The 17,483-nt window shown below is 67.8% G+C and carries 16 protein-coding genes; 9 read left to right on the top strand and 7 right to left on the bottom strand.

What is annotated here, in order from left to right:
• Nucleotides 1-16 precede the first annotated feature (16 nt).
• The 6 genes from AC1Q6E_RS05215 to AC1Q6E_RS05190 all read left to right on the top strand — a co-directional run bounded on the left by AC1Q6E_RS05215 (nt 17) and on the right by AC1Q6E_RS05190 (nt 7,863).
• Entirely contained in the window at nt 17-1,414 is a 1,398-nt protein-coding gene (locus AC1Q6E_RS05215; protein WP_492572334.1) for a malonyl-CoA decarboxylase domain-containing protein, read from the top strand.
• Between the two features lie 84 nt (nt 1,415-1,498).
• Entirely contained in the window at nt 1,499-2,467 is a 969-nt protein-coding gene (locus AC1Q6E_RS05210; protein ID WP_492572333.1) for a Bug family tripartite tricarboxylate transporter substrate binding protein, read from the top strand.
• Nucleotides 2,468-2,484: 17 nt separating this feature from the next.
• The gene (locus tag AC1Q6E_RS05205) at nt 2,485-3,309 is read left to right on the top strand and encodes an enoyl-CoA hydratase-related protein (protein WP_152797568.1); all 825 of its coding nucleotides are present in this window, start codon (nt 2,485-2,487) and stop codon (nt 3,307-3,309) included.
• Nucleotides 3,306-4,844: a malonate--CoA ligase gene (locus AC1Q6E_RS05200; RefSeq protein ID WP_296556807.1), complete on the top strand. Its 1,539-nt coding sequence runs from the start codon at nt 3,306-3,308 to the stop codon at nt 4,842-4,844. The genes AC1Q6E_RS05205 and AC1Q6E_RS05200 overlap by 4 nt, the downstream gene beginning before the upstream one ends.
• A gap of 604 nt (nt 4,845-5,448) precedes the next feature.
• On the top strand, nt 5,449-7,305 hold the full coding sequence (locus AC1Q6E_RS05195) for a diguanylate cyclase (RefSeq protein ID WP_152797570.1): 1,857 nt from the start codon (nt 5,449-5,451) through the stop codon (nt 7,303-7,305).
• Nucleotides 7,306-7,410: 105 nt separating this feature from the next.
• Nucleotides 7,411-7,863, top strand: coding sequence for a DUF1178 family protein (locus AC1Q6E_RS05190; protein WP_152797571.1), 453 nt, complete (start codon nt 7,411-7,413; stop codon nt 7,861-7,863).
• Between the two features lie 193 nt (nt 7,864-8,056).
• Here AC1Q6E_RS05190 and efp read toward each other — a convergent pair whose 3' ends face one another.
• The 3 genes from efp to AC1Q6E_RS05175 form a co-directional block, all read right to left on the bottom strand.
• Nucleotides 8,057-8,614: an elongation factor P gene (gene efp / locus AC1Q6E_RS05185; RefSeq protein ID WP_124689762.1), complete on the bottom strand. Its 558-nt coding sequence runs from the start codon at nt 8,612-8,614 to the stop codon at nt 8,057-8,059.
• Between the two features lie 125 nt (nt 8,615-8,739).
• Nucleotides 8,740-9,840 carry an elongation factor P maturation arginine rhamnosyltransferase EarP gene (gene earP / locus AC1Q6E_RS05180; protein WP_492572332.1) on the bottom strand — a complete coding sequence of 367 codons (1,101 nt, stop codon included), beginning with the start codon at nt 9,838-9,840 and terminating at the stop codon, nt 8,740-8,742.
• Nucleotides 9,840-10,772: a LysR family transcriptional regulator gene (locus tag AC1Q6E_RS05175; RefSeq protein ID WP_492572331.1), complete on the bottom strand. Its 933-nt coding sequence runs from the start codon at nt 10,770-10,772 to the stop codon at nt 9,840-9,842. The genes earP and AC1Q6E_RS05175 overlap by 1 nt, the downstream gene beginning before the upstream one ends.
• Nucleotides 10,773-10,865: 93 nt before the next feature.
• Here AC1Q6E_RS05175 and AC1Q6E_RS05170 point away from each other — a divergent pair, with 93 nt between their 5' ends.
• The gene (locus tag AC1Q6E_RS05170; RefSeq protein WP_492572330.1) at nt 10,866-11,267 is read left to right on the top strand and encodes a CidA/LrgA family protein; all 402 of its coding nucleotides are present in this window, start codon (nt 10,866-10,868) and stop codon (nt 11,265-11,267) included.
• Nucleotides 11,264-11,941 carry an LrgB family protein gene (locus tag AC1Q6E_RS05165; protein ID WP_492572329.1) on the top strand — a complete coding sequence of 226 codons (678 nt, stop codon included), beginning with the start codon at nt 11,264-11,266 and terminating at the stop codon, nt 11,939-11,941. Before AC1Q6E_RS05170 ends, AC1Q6E_RS05165 begins: the two co-directional genes overlap by 4 nt.
• A gap of 40 nt (nt 11,942-11,981) precedes the next feature.
• Here AC1Q6E_RS05165 and AC1Q6E_RS05160 read toward each other — a convergent pair whose 3' ends face one another.
• Complete coding sequence (locus AC1Q6E_RS05160) at nt 11,982-12,704, bottom strand: glutathione binding-like protein (protein ID WP_152797576.1); 723 nt, start codon at nt 12,702-12,704, stop codon at nt 11,982-11,984.
• 322 nt (nt 12,705-13,026) lie between these two features.
• Between AC1Q6E_RS05160 and AC1Q6E_RS05155 the strand changes: the two genes are divergently transcribed.
• Nucleotides 13,027-14,022, top strand: a complete 996-nt coding sequence (locus AC1Q6E_RS05155) for a bile acid:sodium symporter family protein (protein WP_152797577.1) — start codon at nt 13,027-13,029, stop codon at nt 14,020-14,022.
• A gap of 18 nt (nt 14,023-14,040) precedes the next feature.
• On the opposite strand, the gene AC1Q6E_RS05150 is transcribed toward AC1Q6E_RS05155, so the two are convergent.
• From AC1Q6E_RS05150 to AC1Q6E_RS05140, 3 genes are read right to left on the bottom strand one after another with little or no spacing between them, the layout of a single operon-like run.
• Nucleotides 14,041-15,234 (bottom strand): DUF2863 family protein, encoded by a 1,194-nt coding sequence (locus AC1Q6E_RS05150; protein WP_152797578.1) that lies wholly within the window; start codon nt 15,232-15,234, stop codon nt 14,041-14,043.
• A gap of 43 nt (nt 15,235-15,277) precedes the next feature.
• A complete protein-coding gene (locus AC1Q6E_RS05145) occupies nt 15,278-16,189 on the bottom strand; it encodes a hydroxymethylglutaryl-CoA lyase (RefSeq protein WP_152797579.1) in 912 nt (303 codons plus the stop codon).
• Nucleotides 16,186-17,382 carry a CaiB/BaiF CoA transferase family protein gene (locus AC1Q6E_RS05140; protein ID WP_296556812.1) on the bottom strand — a complete coding sequence of 399 codons (1,197 nt, stop codon included), beginning with the start codon at nt 17,380-17,382 and terminating at the stop codon, nt 16,186-16,188. The genes AC1Q6E_RS05145 and AC1Q6E_RS05140 overlap by 4 nt, the downstream gene beginning before the upstream one ends.
• Nucleotides 17,383-17,483: the final 101 nt, after the last annotated feature.

Raw genomic sequence — 17,483 nt, 5'->3', positions numbered from 1 at the left:
GTCTTTCAGAAGGGACATGAACGACATGTTGAACAGCGATCGTCACGATATCGCCGATGCGCGGCCCGCCGCGCCGGCCCCCGATCCGCAGCCGGCCCAGTCGCTGCTGGCCCGCTGGAGCAAATGGCTGGGAGGGCGGCCCCAGGCGGCCGCGGAGCCTGGCGAGGCCGCCGAGGCCGTTCCCTTGTCCACGCGCGAGGCCAACCGCCAGCGTGCGCTGCTGCTGCCGTGCTTCCAGGCGCGCCTGACCGATGTGGCGGCCAATCGTGCCGCGTTGACCTGGCAAGAGCAGTATCGCGCCGCCGATGCCCAGCGCCGCGGCGCCATGCTGGGCCTCCTGGCCGAGGTGGGCGCGTCGGCGGCGGGGCCGTCCGAGCCGGGCGGCAAGGAGACGCCTTCCGACTTGTCCCGCGCGCTTTCGAATGCCCGGGTCCGATTCTTCAAGCGCCTGAACGCCCTGCCCGAGGGCCTGCCTTTCCTGCTGGAGCTGCGGACCGACATGCTGGCCTGGCGCGCCAGGATCCCCACCCTGCAGGGGCTGGATGGCGACCTGGAGGGGCTGCTGTCGAACTGGTTCGACGTGGGGCTGTTGGAAATGCGCCGCATTACCTGGGACTCGCCCGCGTCGCTGCTTGAAAAACTCATCATCTACGAAGCGGTGCACGAGATCGCCTCGTGGACGGATCTGCGCAATCGCCTGGATTCCGACCGCCGCTGCTATGCGTTCTTCCATCCGCGCATGCCGAATGAACCGCTGATCTTCGTCGAAGTCGCGTTCTGCGCCGACATGGCCGGCAACGTGCAGAGCCTGCTGGACGAAGGCGCTCCCATGGAGAACCTCGACAAGGCGCGCTGGGCCATCTTCTATTCGATCTCCAACACGCAGCAAGGATTGCGCGGCGTCAGCTTCGGCAACTTCCTGCTCAAGCGGGTGATCGAGGAACTGAACGGCGAACTGCCCAAGATCAAGCGTTTCGCCACGTTGTCGCCCATCCCGGGTTTTTGCGACTGGGTCAGGAAACGCAGCGCCGAGGACCTCGCCGCCATCGTCCGCAAGGAGAAGGCCGGCATGGACGCGGCCACCGGGGCCCAGGTGCTGGCCGCCATCCAGCAGGCGGTGGACGACGATGCGGCGCCGCCGGCCGTGCAGGCCGTGGCCATGAGACTGGCGGCCCGCTATCTGGTGGAACGCAAGGGGTCGCTGCCGCTCGATCCGGTGGCGCGGTTCCACCTTGGCAACGGTGCCCGCATCGAACGGCTGAACTGGAAGGCGGACACGTCGCGCAAGGGCCGCGCCCAGTCATGCGGCATGATGGTGAACTACGCCTACGAATTGGATGCGCTCGACGACAACCTGGCCCGGCTGGGCGAGGGCAAGCCCGAGACGAGCAGGGGGGTGGCCCGGCTGCTCTGACCCCTGGACGCGCACCGCAAGACTTCAATCAGAACTGGCACCAGCCAGCGTGTAGTACCTTCATACCAAAAGAGGAGACAGGAGATGAAACGCAGCATTGCCTTGATCGCCTGCATGGTGGGCGCGGCCGCGGGTGGCCATGCGGAGGGAGCGGAGGCCTGGCCGTCCAGGGCCGTGACCGTCATCGTCCCGTTCCCGGCGGGAGGGGGCACCGATGCCTTCGTCCGGCCGCTGGCGCAGCAGTTGGGCGCGCAGCTGGGGCACAGCGTGGTGGTGGACAACCGGGGGGGCGCGGGTGGCACAGTGGGGGCGGCGATCGCCGCGCGTGCCCAGCCGGATGGCTACACTTTTTTCGTGGGCGGGGCGCATCATGCCATCGCGCCGTCGTTCTACAAGGGGCTGACCTACGATATCGAGAAGGATTTCGTGCCTGTCACGCTCATCGCGCAGCCACCGCAGATCATCGTCGCGGCGCCGACCGCACCCTTCAATGACCTGAAAGGGCTGATCGCCCAGGCGCGCAGCCAGCCGGGCAAGCTCAATTTCGGGTCGGCGGGCAACGGGACCTCCCATCACCTGGCCGGGGAATTGTTCAAGCTCCAGGCCGGCGTGGACATCGCGCACGTGCCGTACACCGGCGCCGGCCCCATGCTGCTCGCGCTGATGGGCAGCCAGGTCGACCTGGCCTTCGACGGCCTGGGGTCGTCGGCCCAGCATATCCGGGGCGGCAAGATCAAGCCGCTGGCGGTGGCGGCATCGCAGCGGTCGTCCGCCTTTCCCGACGTGCCCACCGCTGCCGAGGCCGGCTTGCCGGGCTACGAGGTCTCGACCTGGTATGCGATGTGGGCGCCCAAGGGCACCCCCCAGCCCATCGTCGAGCGCATGTACGCCGAGGTCCAGAAGGCGCTTGGCTCGCCCGAGATCAAGAAGGTTTGGCTGAGCAACGGTTCCGAGGTGCCGCGCTATACCAGCGCCGAGTTCGGCAAGTATCTGCACGAGGAAGTGCAGCGCTGGGCCAAGGTCTCCAGGGACGCGGGCATCAAGGCCGATTGATGGACGAGGCCGCAGCCATGAATCCTGCGCCCGCGCGGGGCCGGATCGACGTGTCGAGAGCGGGCGGTGTCCTGACGCTGACCCTCGCGCACGCGGGCAAGCTCAATGCGCTGACCGCCGGGATGTGGCGCGCGCTGGCCACGGCGATGCGGGACGCGGCCAACCTGCCGGCCCTGCGCGCCGTCGTCATCCGGGGCGCCGGCGGCCATTTCGCGGCCGGCGCCGACATCGGCGAATTCCCGGTGGAGCGCAGCGGCGTCGAGGCGGTGCGCCGCTACCACGAGCAGGTCATCGCGCCGGCGCTGCGGGCGATCGACGATTGCCCGTGGCCCACGGTGGCGCTGGTGCAGGGCGCCTGCGTGGGCGGCGGCCTTGAAATCGCATGCTGCTGCGACCTGCGCATCGCCGCCCGGAGTACCCGGGTGGGCGCACCCATCGCGCGGCTGGGCTTTCCCATGGCGCCGGCCGAGCTTGCCGGCCTGCTGGCGGTGGCCGGCCGCGCGGTGGCGCTGGAGTTGTTGCTGGAAGGCCGCATCCTGGATGCCGCCGAGGCCCTTGCCAAGGGGCTCCTGACCCGCGTGGTGGACGATGCCGAACTGGAGGCCGAGTTGGCGCGCACCCTGGCCCGGATCGCCGCGGGCGCGCCGCTGGCGGCGACCCTCAACAAGCGCATGGTGCGGCGCCTGCAGCGGCCGGAGCCGCTGCAGGAGGCTGAACTGGCGGCATTCTTTTCCTATAGCGATACCCGCGATCACCGCGAAGGCGTGGCGGCGTTCCTCGAAGGGCGCCCCCCCGTGTTCGGCGGCGACGCTTCACCTTCCCGTATCGAAGAAGATAGATGAAAGACGAAAATCTCTACACCCTGCTGGCTTCCGGTTTTCCCGCCGACCGCGATGCGGTCTGCATCGAGGCGCCCGGTGCCGGCGACTATACCTGGCGCGATGTCGAGACCCATACGGCGCGCATGGCGAACCTGTTGCGTTCACTGGATCTACCCCAGGGCGCCCGCGTGGCGGTCCATGCCGAGAAATCCCCGGAGGCGCTGCTGTTCTACCTGGCGACCCTGCGCGCGGGCTATGTCTACCTGCCGTTGAATACCGCCTACCAGGAAGCCGAGATCGATTACTTCCTGGGGGATGCCGAGCCTTCGGTGGTGGTCTGCGCCAGCAAGAACCTGGAATGGGTGCAGCGCTGCGCACGGCGCGCCGGAACGCGTCATGTCTACACGCTGGATGACGATCGCACCGGCACGCTGCTGGATGCCGCCGCCCAGGCCTCGGCCGAGCCGGCGGTGGCCGCGCGCGCCGCGGACGACCTCGCGGCCATCCTGTACACCTCGGGCACGACGGGGCGCAGCAAGGGGGCGATGCTGACCCACGGCAACCTGGCTTCCAACGCTCGCGTGCTGCACGAATACTGGGGCTGGCGCGCCGACGACGTGCTGTTGCACATGCTGCCCATCTTCCATGTGCACGGGCTGTTCGTGGCCGCGCACGGCGCGCTGCTGGCCGGCGCCAGGATGATCTGGCTGCCCAGGCTGGACGTGGCCGCCGCGCTGCGCCTGCTGCCGCGTTGCACGGTCATGATGGGCGTGCCGACCTACTACGTGCGGCTGCTGGCCGAGCCGGCGTTCGGGCGGGATACCTGCCGCAACATGCGGCTTTTCGTGTCAGGGTCGGCGCCGCTCCTGATGGAAACCTTCAACGCCTTCCGGGAGCGCACGGGCCACACCATTCTCGAGCGCTACGGCATGAGCGAGACCGTCATGCTGGTCTCGAACCCCTACGATCCCGCCCTGGGCGAGCGCCTGGGCGGTACCGTGGGCCAGCCGCTGCCGGGCGTGTCGGCGCGGGTGGTCGACGACGCCGGCGAGACGTGCCCGCCGGGCCAGATCGGCAATATCCAGGTTCGCGGCCCCAACGTCTTCAAGGGCTATTGGCGCATGCCCGAGAAAACGAGGGAGGAGTTCACGCCGGACGGCTGGTTCAAGACCGGCGACGTCGGCCGCTGGGGCGGGGAGTCCGGCGGCGCCAGCGTGCCCGACGGCTATCTGTCCATCGTGGGCCGCAGCAAGGATCTCATCATCTCGGGTGGCTTCAACGTCTACCCGAAGGAAATCGAGAGCTTCCTGGATGACATGCCGGGCGTGGAGGAAAGCGCCGTTATCGGCGTGCCGCATCCCGACTTCGGCGAGGCGGTGATGGCGGTGGTCGTGCCCAAGCCGGGCGCCAGCCTGGACGAGGCGGCCATGATCGCCGAACTCAAGGCCAGGATCGCCAACTTCAAGGTGCCCAAGCGCATCCACGTGGTGTCAGAACTGCCCCGCAACACCATGGGCAAGGTCCAGAAGAACGTGCTGCGCCAGAGCTATTCGTAACGCGGCTGGCGCGGGCGAGGGCGCCGGGGCGCATGGGCTACAATACCGCCCGTGCGCCCGTGACGAAACAGGTAGACGTAGCGGACTTCCGTACAAAGTGGAGTGCCCTGGACGAAAGTCCGGGAGTAGAACCCGTCAAATTCGGTGAACCCCTGGCACGGGAACGCCGAGCCAAGCAGGCGGCCGAGGTTGGCCGCTGGGCGTGTGTAGAGACTCGACGGCGGGGACCTAAGGCTGGCGCGGCAAGCTTGCCGCGCGACGCGATGGTCAAGGCAGAGTCCAGACCCCAAACGGCATTGCTTTGCGCAATCCGGCTGCGCGAGCAGTAGCGGGTAAGAAAATCCGCGGCCGTGAGGCGTGCCGGTTCGATTCCGGCCGGGCGCACCATTCCTCTCGTTCCACCCGGACTATTCCGCCCCCGCGCGTGTTCCAGCCACAGGCCGGCGAACACCGGGACCTTTATCCGATGGCGGAAAGGGGGCGCGGGAGGGGAGCGGGACATCCCCGGACCTCCAGAATGCAAATCACCGTCAAGACGCGTGCCGCCGGCCACCCATTGGATGTATAGTCCCGGTTAATTTTTGTAACCTGTGTAGTTCGGTCCATGCGCTGGCTAACGTTATGGGCCACCTTGGTGGTCGCGTGTTTCGGCCTGGTATGCGCGGCCGCGCTATACGACACCCGCCAGGATGCCAGGCGAGCGGCCAGGGAAGCCACGGTCAACCTGGGCCGTGTGGTCGCCGACGGCATCGGCCGCGACATCGAGCTGGTCGACCTTTCTCTGCAATCCATGCTGAACGGCCTGCGGCTTGCCGAAGCCGAAGGGCTGGACCCCTATCGCCGCCACCAATTGCTGTTCGGCAGCCTGCCGCAGATGCGGGGCGTGGGGACCATGGTGGTGCTGGACACCGAAGGCCGGATGCTCACGGACTCCAAGTCGGTACAGCCGCGCGGGGTCGAATTCTCGCAGCGCGATTACTTCCGGATCCACAAGGAATCGAAGGACAGCGGCCTGTTCGTGAGCCGGCCCTTTTTCTCGCGGCTGACCAATCTGTGGTCCATCGCCGTCAGCCGCCGCGTGACGAAAGCCGATGGCAGCTTCGGCGGCGTGGTGGTCAGCACGCTGCGCATCTCTCACCTGGAAAGCCTGTTTCGCCAGCTGGACCTGCGCCAGAACGGCTCCATCATGCTGCTGCGGGCGGACGGTTCGGTCATGGCGCGGTTTCCTGCCGTGCAGGGCCTGCTGGGCAAGCAACTGACCGACCTCCAGCTGTTCACGCGCTATCCCGCGTCGGACAGCGGTTCGTACGAGGCCATGTCGGCGACCGATGGGGTGGTCCGGCTCTATTCCTTCACCGCGGTCGATTCGCTGCCGCTGATCGTGCTGGTGGGCATGGCCGACAGCGATATCTACGCGGCGTGGCGCAACAAGGCGGGGATCATCGCGATCCTGACACTGCTGTTGTGCACGGGCACGATGGTGCTGGTGTGGATGCTGCGCCGCGAGTTCGCGCTGCGCCTGGCGGCCGAACGCAGCGCGCTGCGCAGCGAGGCGCGCTACCGGGTGCTGGCCGAGAACTCCGCCGACATCATCGCGCTATGCCGGGCGGACGGCATCGTCACCTACATCTCGCCCGCCATCAAGGATGTGCTGGGCTGGGTCCCGGGAGACATCGAAGGCCGCAATGTCGACGATTTCGTGCGAGCGGATTATGTCCCGCTTTTTTCCGGCGACGAGCAGTCCTGGCCGCGCATGCTGACTTTTCCCGCGCGGCACCGGGATTCCTCGTGGAGCTGGCTGGAGGCCAGCGTCAAGCGATTGCCGCCCGAGATGGGCGACGAGCGCTGCATCCTGAACATCCGCGACGTTTCGCGCCGTAAAAAGGCCGAGGAGGCGCTGGAAGCCGAGAACGCCCAGTTGCTGGCCATGGCGGCCACCGACGGCCTGACGAATCTGTCGAACCGCCGTCGTTTCGACGAGGCGCTGGAGCGCGAATGGCGGCGGGCCGCACGGGAGGAAAGCTCGCTGGCGCTGCTGCTGATCGATGCCGACCATTTCAAGGCGCTGAACGACCATTACGGCCATCAGCACGGCGACCAGTACCTGCGCACCATCGCGCAGGTGATCCAGGCCAATATCCGGCGCCCGGCCGACATGGCGGCGCGCTACGGGGGCGAGGAGTTCGCGGTGCTGCTGCCCAAGACCGACATCGATGGCGCCTACCTGATCGCCGAGAACATCCGCAAGGCCACGCTGGACGCGCGGATTCCCCATCTGAAGAGCGAGCAGGGCGTGATGACGGTCAGCATCGGCGTCGATGCGATGGTGCCGGGCGCCGGCATGGCGGCGGCGGTGCTGGTCCGCCAGGCCGATGCCGCGCTGTACGCCGCCAAGCGGCAGGGGCGTAACCGCACTTGCGTCTACGAACCGCAGCAGGGGTCGATGTCGCGTTCGGTATGAACGCCATGGCGCGGCGCAGCAGCTAGCCCCGGGCTGGGGTACGATAGGGCTATCTACAGGTACAGACCGCGCCAGGCGTTCCCCGGGGCGACAGGCGCATCATCCATGGCATTCAAGGTTTTCGATCTGCAATGTGAACACGGCCACGTATTCGAAGGCTGGTTCAGTTCGCACGCCGATTTCGACACGCAGCGCGAACGCGGCCTGATCAGCTGCCCGTTGTGCGACAGCAAATCCATCGACAAGAAACTGTCGGCGCCCATGCTGAATGTATCGGGCAGCAAGGCGCCGGCCGCGCCGGCTTCCCGTGAGCCGGGCAAGGCCCCCATGTCCCCCGACATGCAGGCCGCCATGTTGCAGCAACTGCGCGAGGCCCTGCGCCAGACCGAAAACGTAGGCGAACGCTTCGCCACCGAAGCCCGCCGCATCCACCATGGCGACGCTCCCGAACGCCCCATTCGCGGCGTGGCCACCCAGGAAGAGCGCCGATCCCTGACTGAGGAAGGCATAGCCGTAGCCCCCATCCCCGCCCTCCTGGACGACGACCGCCTGCAATAACGACGTTGTTCGTCCCGCAAAGCGGGGCGAACCTGCGCCTGCCCTGCGCCAAAAAAGCGCAAGCAAACCAATAGACGAAACTATGGGGGAGAGGGGGCCACAGGCCCCCAAGAAAGACGAGTCGAAGTGGATCCGGCTTCGCCGGTCCACTTCGACGCCCCCTGGGGGGCGCGCGTAAGCGCGTAGGGGGGGGTTATTTCACCCTGCTACGGTACTCGCCCGTGCGGGTGTCGATCTCGATCTTGTCGCCGATTTCGCAGAACAGCGGCACCGGCAGTTCGTAGCCGGTGTTGACCTTGGCGGGCTTCATGACCTTGCCCGAGGTGTCGCCGCGCACGGCGGGTTCGGTGTAGACGATCTCGCGCACGACGATGGTGGGCATTTCCACCGAGATCGCGCGGCCTTCGTAGAAGACCACCTCGACGGGCATGCCTTCTTCCAGGTAGTGCAGGGCGTCGCCCATGCTCTCGGCCTCGACCTCGTACTGGTTGTACTCGGTGTCCATGAAGACATACATGGGATCGGCGAAGTACGAGTAGGTGCACTCGCGGCGCTCGAGCACCAGGATCTCGAATTTTTCGTCGGCCTTGTAGACGGATTCCGTGCCCGAACCGGTCAGCAGGTTCTTGAGCTTCATCTTGACGACGGCGGCGTTGCGGCCGGATTTGTTGTATTCGGCCTTCAGGACGACCAGGGGATCCTTGCCGACCATGATGACGTTGCCGACGCGCAGTTCCTGAGCGATTTTCATGCTGGAGCAACCTTAGGGGAGGAGATGCTAGTGACAGCCGGCGCGGGCGCCGCGATGTCCAAAGACGGCCATAATGGCCTGTGCAGCCAATTAGTATAGCTCGGGACTGGGTATTTCAGCTAGCGTCAAGCCTGGTTTTCCTGTCGTGCCATGCAGAAATCGGCCAATTGTGTGGCCAGGTCGGGTTGGGCCGCCAGGGTGTCGCTCCAGCCGCGGGCGGCCTGCCGCCAGGTTTCGAAAACCGCCGGCGCCAACGACTCGGCCAGCGATTGCGGGAAGCGGGCCGCTCCGGCATCGCCGTTCCAGGCGGTCTGCAGCGCCCGGGCTGCTTCCGGCGCCGGGTAGCGCCGCAGCCAGGCGTGCAGCTTGTCGACATGGGCGGCCTCGGCCTGCGGGTAGATGTGCCAGACCATGGGCCGGCCGGCCCATTGGGCGCGGATGAAGGAGTCCTCGCCCCGGACGAAGTTCAGGTCGGCGCTCCAGAGCAGGCGGTCGTAGTCGGCCTGGGGCAGGAAAGGAGCCCGCGCGATGCGCAGGCGGCCGCGCGCGGACTCGGTCAGGTAGGGGGCGACGCCGGGCGGGATGGCCAGCAGCGTGGGCGTGTCGCCGTTGGCCAGCCTGTCGGCCAGGGCGGATGCGGGAGCGTCGGGATAGCAGAACAGGGTGACCAGACGTTCGCCTGGGTCGGGCTGGGGCAGGCCGGCGCCGCGCAGGAAGGCGGCCCGGATGGCCGGGTCGGCCTGCAGCGCATCGCGTTCGGCCAGCAGGCCGCGCTCGCGCAGCAGTCCGCCGGTCGCGGGCGTGAACCCGGGAAAGAAGAAGTATTTGCGCAGGCCGTCCGGCTGGAGCGAGGGCAGGGCGTGGCAGTTCTCGACCCACTCTTCGGCGCTGAGGTATTCCAGGTTGACCCAGACGGGCGGGCGGACCCGGTCCCGCATGCGTTGGACGAATTCGGCGGGCGGGTCGCAGGCGAAGGCTTCGATGACCGCGTCGCCCGGCTCCAGCGGCGGCGCCGGGCGGGTCCAATGGACGATGTCCACGCCGTCGGCGCGTTGCGCCGCCGCCCTGGGATCGATGCGGGGCGCGAGCCGTGCCATGACGGGCAGGTCGTCCACCCACAGGCGCACCCGCCAGCCGTGTTCCCGCGCCAGTTGGCGGGCCAGGCGCCAGCACACGCCGATATCGCCGTAGTTGTCGATCACGCGGCAGAAGATGTCGGCGCGCATCAGCGGTTTTCCTCGTCCCAAAGACGGGCATTATCGCCCGTGGCGCGGCCGTCGCCGGGCAGCATGCGGCGGGCCAGGTCCAGCCAGGCGCGCGCGGCGAACGACAGGTAGCGGCCGCGGCGCCAGGCAAAGGCCAGGTGCCACCACAACTGGGGATCTTCCAGCGGGACCACGGCCAGCCGGGAGCGGTCCAGCTGGCGGCTGAACAGTTCCGGCAGCAGTGCGAGTCCGACGCCGGCGGCCACCATGGACGCAATGAAATCCCATTGGCTGCTGCGGCCGGCGATCCGCGGCGTGAAGCCCGCCTGGACGCAGGCGGCGTGGACCACCTCGTTCAGCATGAAACCTTCGCCGTAGAAGATGAAGGATTCGGCGGCCAGTTCGTCCAGCCGGACCTGTTCGCGGCCGGCCCAGTGCGACGATGCGGGCACGATCAGGCGCAGGGGGAAGTTGCAGATGGGCAGGGTGTCGTATTCCTTCTCGTCCGCCGGCAGCAGCATGGCGCCGATCTCGAGCGTGCCCGATTTCAGTTCATCCTCGACCGAGCGCGAGCCACGCTCGAACAGCCTCAGTTCGACCCCGGGATAGTCCTGGTGGAAGCGCGTAAGCAGGGGCGCCAGGAGGTGGTGCGCCAGCGGCGGCGTGCCGACGACCAGTTCGCCCCGGGCGGCCTGCCGCACGTCGGACAGTTCGGCCTGCAACTGGGCATGCAAGGCCAGCAGTTGCCGGCCGCGTTCCAGCACGATGCGGCCGGTGTCGGTGGGTTCGATGCGGCGGCCGAGCTTGCGCAGTACGGGGGTGCCCAATTCGTCCTCCAGTTGCCGGATCATCTTGCTGACCGTGGGCTGGGTGACGAATAGCGCCCGCGCGGCGGCCGTATAGCTCTGGCGCTGGATGACTTCGACGAAGTACCGCAGGGCACGCAAATCCATATCATTCCATATTGGAATTTTCCATATGGATTTTATTCATTTTATAAATGTGAGGGGTTTGCCTAGAATTGCGGGTATACCCGTAGATCCACCATGCAACGTTCTCTGTTTTCTTCCCTCGCCGTACGCGTCTCGCAAGTCCTGGCCCTGGTCGCCGTCTGGTGGGCCGCCGATAGCGCCGTGCGCTGGGCCGGCCTGCCCATCCCCGGCGGAGTGGTGGGCCTGTTCGCCGTGCTGGCGCTGCTGCTGAGCGGCCGCCTGCCGCTTCACCGCATCGACCAGGGCGCGCAATGGCTGCTGGCCGATATGCTGGTGTTCTTCATTCCTGCCGTCGTCGCGATGGTGCGCTACCAGGACCTGCTCAGGACCGACGGATTGAAGCTGGCCGCGGTCATCGTGCTGGGCAATGCCTGCGTCATGCTGGTCACCGCCGTGACCGTGGAATGGATCGCCCGGCGGCGCCGTGTCGGCACCCCGGCGAAGGTGGCGCCATGATCATCGTCCTGTGCGTGGTGACCACGGTCGCCCTGTACTACCTGAACAAGCTGCTCTATGCCCGCCACCCGCGGTTCTGGACGCATCCCATCCTGCTGACCCCCCTCGCGCTGCTGGGCCTGTTGCTGGCCACGGGCATTCCCCTGGACGAGTACACGGCCGACACGCGCGTGCTGCTGTGGTTTCTGGGCCCGGCCACGGTCGCGTTCGCGGTACCGATCTACCAGTACCGGCGCCTGATCCGGGAGCTGTGGCCGGCCCTGGCCGTGGGCACGGTGGCAGGCGTGACGGCGGCCCTGGCGAGCTCCTGGTGGCTGGCGCGGGCCTTCCATCTGGCGCCCGAGGTCGCCCACAGTCTGCTGGTGCGCTCGGTGTCCACGCCTTTCGCCCTGGCCACGGCGGACCGTTTCGGCGGCAACGCCGACCTGGCGGCGATGTTCGTGGTTTTCACCGGACTGGCCGGCATGCTGACCGGCGAGTTGATCCTGGCCCTGATGCCGCGCCGCTCGGGACTGGCCAGTGGCGCATCCTACGGCGCGGCGGCCCATGCGCTGGGCACCGCCAGGGCGCGGGAACTGGGCGAGGAGGCCGGCGTGATGGCCAGCCTCCTGATGATATTCAGCGGCCTGGCGATGGTGCTGCTGGCACCGGTGCTGGGCGTCTGGCTGGCCTGAGGGTCGCGGCGCGGCGGCCTGGCCGGGCGCCCCAGGCGTATCAGCGGCGCTGGTACTGCGTGGCGCCGAACAGGTTCTCCTTCGCGGTGGCGTCCTGCGGCTTGCGCTGGTCGGCCAGGACCTGGATGCCGCGCTGCACGGCCGGGCGGGCGTGGATCTCGTCGAACCAGCGTTTGACGTTGGGGAAGTCCGCCAGGTCCACGCCCTGGTTGGTGTGCGAGCGGGTCCAGGGCCAGGTGGCGATGTCGGCGATGGTATAGGCGCGTCCCGCCAGGAAGGCCTGGCGCGACAGTTGCTTGTCCATGACGCTGTACAGCCGCCGGGCTTCGTTGGTGTAGCGGTTGGTGGCGTATTCGATGCGCTCGGGCGCGTACAGCCGGAAATGATGGGCCTGGCCGAACATGGGGCCGACGCCGCCCATCTGGAACATCAGCCATTGCAGCGTGTTGTAGCGTTCGCGGTCGGTCTTGCCCAGGAACTTGCCGGTCTTGCCGGCCAGGTAGACCAGGATGGCGCCCGACTCGAACAGCGAGATCGGTTTGCCGTCGGGCCCGTCGGGGTCGACGATGGCGGGTATCTTGTTGTTGGGGCTGACGGCCAGGAATTCTTCCTTGAACTGGTCGCCGGCCCCGATGTTGATTCCCGTGACCTCGTAGGGAAGCTTGCACTCCTCAAGCATGATGTGCACTTTGTGGCCATTGGGCGTCGGCCACGAGTAGACCTGGATAGGCTGCTGGGCCGGCTTGGCGATCGGGTCGGTCATGCGGGACTCCGGAAAGAGGTCGAATTCGCTGCGATTATGCGGCAAAGACCATCGCTCGTGGTCCACAGGCCTCCGTTGCGGGAGGGATACGGGCGTGGATCTTTGACCGTGGCGCACAACAGATGCACCGACTGCGGGCTGGGCAGGGGGTCGACAAAGGACGATAATCCGTGTTTACCCTTGGCCGGATCCGCCCTCCGGCCGCTGGCCGCCAGCGCGCCATGCCGCTGCGGCGGGACCAGCGACCGGCTTCGTCCGGAGGCGCCGCGAGGCCTCATGCCCGGCGCCGGGCGCAAGTTTCCTTTGTTTCTCGGCCCTTCCCATGACTCGTCCACGCTTCCTGCCAGACAATTTCACACTCAGCCTCATCGTCGTCGTCACGCTTGCCAGCTTCCTGCCATGTTCCGGGCAGACGGCCGTGGTGTTCGACTGGGTCACCAATATCGCCATCGGACTGCTGTTCTTCCTGCACGGCGCCAAGTTGTCGCGCGAGGCCATCGTCGCGGGCGCCACCCACTGGCGGCTGCATCTGCTGATCTTCGCCTTTACCTTCGTCATGTTTCCCCTCCTGGGGATGGCGTTCAAGCCGCTCCTGGCGCCGCTGGTCACCCCCGATCTGTACCTGGGTATCCTGTTCCTGTGCGCCTTGCCGGCCACGGTGCAGTCGGCCATCGCGCTGACGTCCATCGCGCGCGGCAACATCCCGGCGGCCATCTGCAGCGCCTCGGCCTCCAGCCTGCTGGGCATCTTCCTGACGCCGGTGCTGGTCAAGCTGATGATGAGCACCGCGGGCGAGGCGGCTTTCTCGTTCGATGCGGTGGGCAAGATCCTGGTGCAGCTGCTGCTGCCCTTCGTGGCGGGGCAGGTGATGCGCCGCTGGATAGGCGGCTGGGTCGCGCGGCATCGCGCGGTGCTCAAATATGTGGACCAGGGTTCGATCCTGTTGGTGGTCTATTCGGCCTTCAGCGAGGCTGTGGTGGGCGGCCTCTGGCACCAGACCTCGACCGCGACGCTGGCTGGCGTGCTGGTGGCCTGCGCGGTGATCCTGGCCGCGGCGCTGCTGGCCACCACGGTCATCAGCCGCGCGCTGGGGTTCTCGAAGGAAGACGAAATCACCATCGTCTTCTGCGGATCCAAGAAAAGCCTGGCGACAGGCATCCCCATGGCCAAGGTGCTGCTGTCCAGCAGCGCGGCCGGTGCCATCGTGTTGCCCCTCATGATCTTCCACCAGATGCAGCTGATGGTGTGCGCGGTGCTGGCGCGGCGTTATGCCAGCCGTCCCGAGGAGGCGTCCGAGGCGAGCCCGCGCGCGGCCTGAACGCCTGCCGTGTCCCGCTCAGTGGAAATGGGCGGGACCGGTGTCGGCGTCCTCGGGAGGCTCGGCGTGGACCATTTCCCCCAGCGGGTTGGGGAAATACGGCGCGCCGCAGTCGTCGCAGAAATCCAGGGGCAGCAGGCCCTGCAACTTGCGCAGGTCGGTCACGCCCAGTTCCCGCAACTGGTCGGCGATCACGTCCATGGCCGGGGTGTCGGGATTGTCGTCGTCCCGGCCGAACAACGGCCAGGCCGAGCCATAGATGACATCGTTGCTTTGGCGCTGGGTGAAGCCGATCCGGTATTCCTCGACCTCGGTCTCGCCGCAGGCGGCGATGACGGCACGCAATTGGTCGGGCGCGAGTTCCAGCGTGGCTTCCAGCCAGGCGACCGCCGCGCGTAGCGACAACGGCCGCACGCGCCGGTCGGCCTCGCGGTTGTTGACGTAATAGGCATCGGGCAGCAGGCATTCGAAGCCGCAGCCCGGCAGCAGGTCGGCGAACAGCGGCGTGGCCTGGGCCTCCCATTGCGCCAGGCAGCTTTCGCGCGTGTGCTCGGGTTTGCCAGGGTTCTCCTGCCAGCGAAATACCGGAGCCCCCCGTGGCACGGCGACGGCCGCCACGACGTAGCGGGTGTCGGCCAGCAGGTTCGCGACCTCGGTGGCGCTGTCGGTGGCGGGCATGCGGGGCAGCGTCAGCCCCAGTGCCTGGGCGCCCAGGCGGTTCAGCCATAGCCGGGTGGCGCTGAACGAGCGCGGCATCTGGTCCACGCTGTAGAGTTCAGGCGCCATGGCCAGGCGCACATCGGCGGCCAGGATATGGCCGTGCAACTGGGCCTTCAGTGCGTCCAGCAGGCCGAGGCGTATGGGACCGTAGGGAATGCTGAAGCGGGTCCAGGCCACCACCGGCGCGACCACCAGCAGCACGTCGTGGTCCGCGCCTTCCTTCTGCAGCGTGAGCGATTCCGACAGGGTCTCGGCCTGCTCGACCAGGATCTCGTAGGCGCCGGCGTTGTGCTGGTACAGGACTTCGAGCGCGGCCTCGATGGCGGTGTCCTGCCCGCCGTGCATGAGCTTTTCCAGCAGCGCGCCCAGTTCCCCCTCCCAGTAGCGGTCCTCGACCCGGCTGCCCGAGCCGTTGAGCGACAGGGACAGCGAGACGAGTTTTTCGGCATCGCGATTGAGGCGGGAGGAGGATGTGCTGCGGGAACGGGCCATAGAGGGGTCGCGGCTGACGAAAGGATGGTGTGAATCCGCTAGTTTATCTCCCCGGCGCGGGATGAGTGCGCAGGCGCGGTCCCGCGGCCAGCAATTGGCTGGGCACTTCGCGTTTCACCAGCCCGGGCAGCGTGGCCACGATCTCCATCAGCGGGGCGAGCGAGACGCCGGTGTCCACGCCCATGCAGGCGAACATGTGGACGAGTTCCTCGGTGCTGGCGTTGCCGCTGGCGCCCGGCGCGTAGGGGCAGCCTCCCAGGCCGCCCACGGCGGCGTCGAAACGGCGCATGCCGGCCTGCCAGGCCGCCAGCGCGTTGGCCAGCGCCATGCCGCGGGTGTTGTGCAGATGCAGGGTCAAGGGGGCCGAGGCGGGCAGGGCGGTGGCCAGCGATGCCGCCAGATCCGCCACCTGCGTGGGGTAGGCCATGCCCGTGGTGTCGCAAAGCGTGATCCCGGCGGCGCCGGCGCCAGCGAAAAGCCGCGCCAGCCGACCTGCCTCGGATGGCGCGATGTCGCCCTCGAACGGGCAGCCGAACGTGGTGGACAACGATACGTTGCAGGGCACGCCGGCCTGCCCGGCGCGCTCGAGCATGGCCAGCAGCTGGGCCGTGGATTGCTCGCGCGTCATCCGCAGGTTGGCCTGGTTGTGGGTCTCGCTGACCGACATCACCAGGTTGAGCGCGTCGGCGCCGCTGTCCAGCGCGCGTTCCATGCCGCGCAGGTTGGGCACCAGGCAGGTGTAGATCACGCCGGGCCGGCGGCGGATGCGCCGCATGACGGCCTCGGCGTCGGCCAGCGCGGGAATGGCCCGGGCCGAGGTGAAGCTGGTGACCTCGATGCGGGCGAAGCCGCAGTCGGACAGCGCATCGACCAGCGCGACCTTGTCGTCGGTGGGGACGAAGGCTGGCTCGATCTGCAGCCCGTCGCGCGGCCCGACCTCGTTGATCTCGATCATGCGATCACTCCCTTGCCGCGCAGTGTCCGCAACGCCTCGTCGTCCAGGCCCGCGCCGCGCAGCACGGCATCGGTGTGTTCGCCCAGGGTCGGCGCGCGGTGGCGGATGGCGCCCGGATGCGCGGACAGCTTGGGCACGATGCCGGGCATCTCGACTTTCAGGCCGTTGGCGGACGTGACCTCCTGGATCATGTCCCGGGCGCGGTAGTGCGGGTCCTGGGCGATGTCGCGGGCATTGTAGATGCGGCCGGCGGGGACGTCGGCCTCGCGCAGCGCCGCCAGCACCGCGCCGCTGTCCAGCGTGCGGGTCCAGGCGCCGATGGCCTCGTCCAGTTCCGTCGCGCGCTGCGCGCGGCCGTCGTTGCGGGCAAGGCCGGGGTCCTGGGCCAGGTCGTCGCGTCCCATGCGCCGCATCAGGCGCACGAAGATGCCGTCGCCGTTGCCGGCGATCAGCACGTATTCGCCATCGGCGCAGGGATAGGCGTTCGAGGGCGCGATGCCGGGCAGGGCGCCGCCGGCAGGCTGGCGCACGGCGCCGAACACCGAATACTCGGGCAGCAGGCTTTCGCTCAGGTTGAATACGCTTTCGTACAGCGCGGTATCGATCATCTGCCCCTGGCCGCCGCGCGCGTCGCGGTCGTACAGCGCCAGCAGCACGCCCATCGCGCCATGCAGGCCGGCGATCGTGTCGCCCAGCGACAAACCCGCGCGCACGGGCGGGCGTCCCGGTTCGCCGGTCAGGTAGCGCAAGCCGGCCATGGCCTCGCCGATCGCGGCAAAACCCGGTTCGTCGCGTTTGGTGCCGGTCTGGCCGTAGCCCGACACGCGCAGCATGATCAGGCGGGGATTGAGCGCGTGCAGGGCGTCCCACGACAGGCCCCATTTTTCCATGGCGCCGGGGCGAAAATTCTCGATCAGCACGTCGGCCTGCGTGGCCAGCCTGCGCACCAGCTCCTGTCCTTCAGGCTGGCGCAGGTCCACGCACACGGACTGCTTGCCGCGCGACTGGGCTTCCCACCAGACCGAGGTGCCTTCGTGCAGCATGCGCCACTTGCGCAGCGGGTCGCCCTGGCCGGGCGGTTCGATCTTGATGATTTCGGCGCCGAAGTCGGCCAGTGTCTTGGCGGCGAACGGACCGGCGATCAACTGGCCCAGTTCCAGGATGCGGATGCCTTCGAGGATTTGGCGTGGCATGGATGTCTCGTTGGGAGGGGGCTGGCAACCGTGCGGCCCGAAACGTCTCGCGGCGGAGCGTGGCCGGACGTGGCTTGCGCAGACGCGGCGAGGCCCGCGCC

It is taken from the genome of Pigmentiphaga sp. MLSB6-MA01, assembly GCF_058793475.1.
This window is presented reverse-complemented; position numbering and strand designations above follow the sequence as displayed.

Coding starts and splice junctions, on each gene's coding strand:
- efp (WP_124689762.1), bottom strand. CDS start 8,614: ATGAAAATCGCTCAGGAACTGCGCGTCGGCAACGTCATCATGGTCGGC.
- AC1Q6E_RS05215 (WP_492572334.1), top strand. CDS start 17: ATGAACGACATGTTGAACAGCGATCGTCACGATATCGCCGATGCGCGG.
- AC1Q6E_RS05190 (WP_152797571.1), top strand. CDS start 7,411: ATGGCATTCAAGGTTTTCGATCTGCAATGTGAACACGGCCACGTATTC.
- AC1Q6E_RS05170 (WP_492572330.1), top strand. CDS start 10,866: ATGCAACGTTCTCTGTTTTCTTCCCTCGCCGTACGCGTCTCGCAAGTC.
- earP (WP_492572332.1), bottom strand. CDS start 9,840: ATGCGCGCCGACATCTTCTGCCGCGTGATCGACAACTACGGCGATATC.
- AC1Q6E_RS05195 (WP_152797570.1), top strand. CDS start 5,449: ATGCGCTGGCTAACGTTATGGGCCACCTTGGTGGTCGCGTGTTTCGGC.
- AC1Q6E_RS05200 (WP_296556807.1), top strand. CDS start 3,306: ATGAAAGACGAAAATCTCTACACCCTGCTGGCTTCCGGTTTTCCCGCC.
- AC1Q6E_RS05205 (WP_152797568.1), top strand. CDS start 2,485: ATGAATCCTGCGCCCGCGCGGGGCCGGATCGACGTGTCGAGAGCGGGC.
- AC1Q6E_RS05145 (WP_152797579.1), bottom strand. CDS start 16,189: ATGATCGAGATCAACGAGGTCGGGCCGCGCGACGGGCTGCAGATCGAG.
- AC1Q6E_RS05165 (WP_492572329.1), top strand. CDS start 11,264: ATGATCATCGTCCTGTGCGTGGTGACCACGGTCGCCCTGTACTACCTG.
- AC1Q6E_RS05150 (WP_152797578.1), bottom strand. CDS start 15,234: ATGGCCCGTTCCCGCAGCACATCCTCCTCCCGCCTCAATCGCGATGCC.
- AC1Q6E_RS05210 (WP_492572333.1), top strand. CDS start 1,499: ATGAAACGCAGCATTGCCTTGATCGCCTGCATGGTGGGCGCGGCCGCG.
- AC1Q6E_RS05155 (WP_152797577.1), top strand. CDS start 13,027: ATGACTCGTCCACGCTTCCTGCCAGACAATTTCACACTCAGCCTCATC.
- AC1Q6E_RS05140 (WP_296556812.1), bottom strand. CDS start 17,382: ATGCCACGCCAAATCCTCGAAGGCATCCGCATCCTGGAACTGGGCCAG.
- AC1Q6E_RS05175 (WP_492572331.1), bottom strand. CDS start 10,772: ATGGATTTGCGTGCCCTGCGGTACTTCGTCGAAGTCATCCAGCGCCAG.
- AC1Q6E_RS05160 (WP_152797576.1), bottom strand. CDS start 12,704: ATGACCGACCCGATCGCCAAGCCGGCCCAGCAGCCTATCCAGGTCTAC.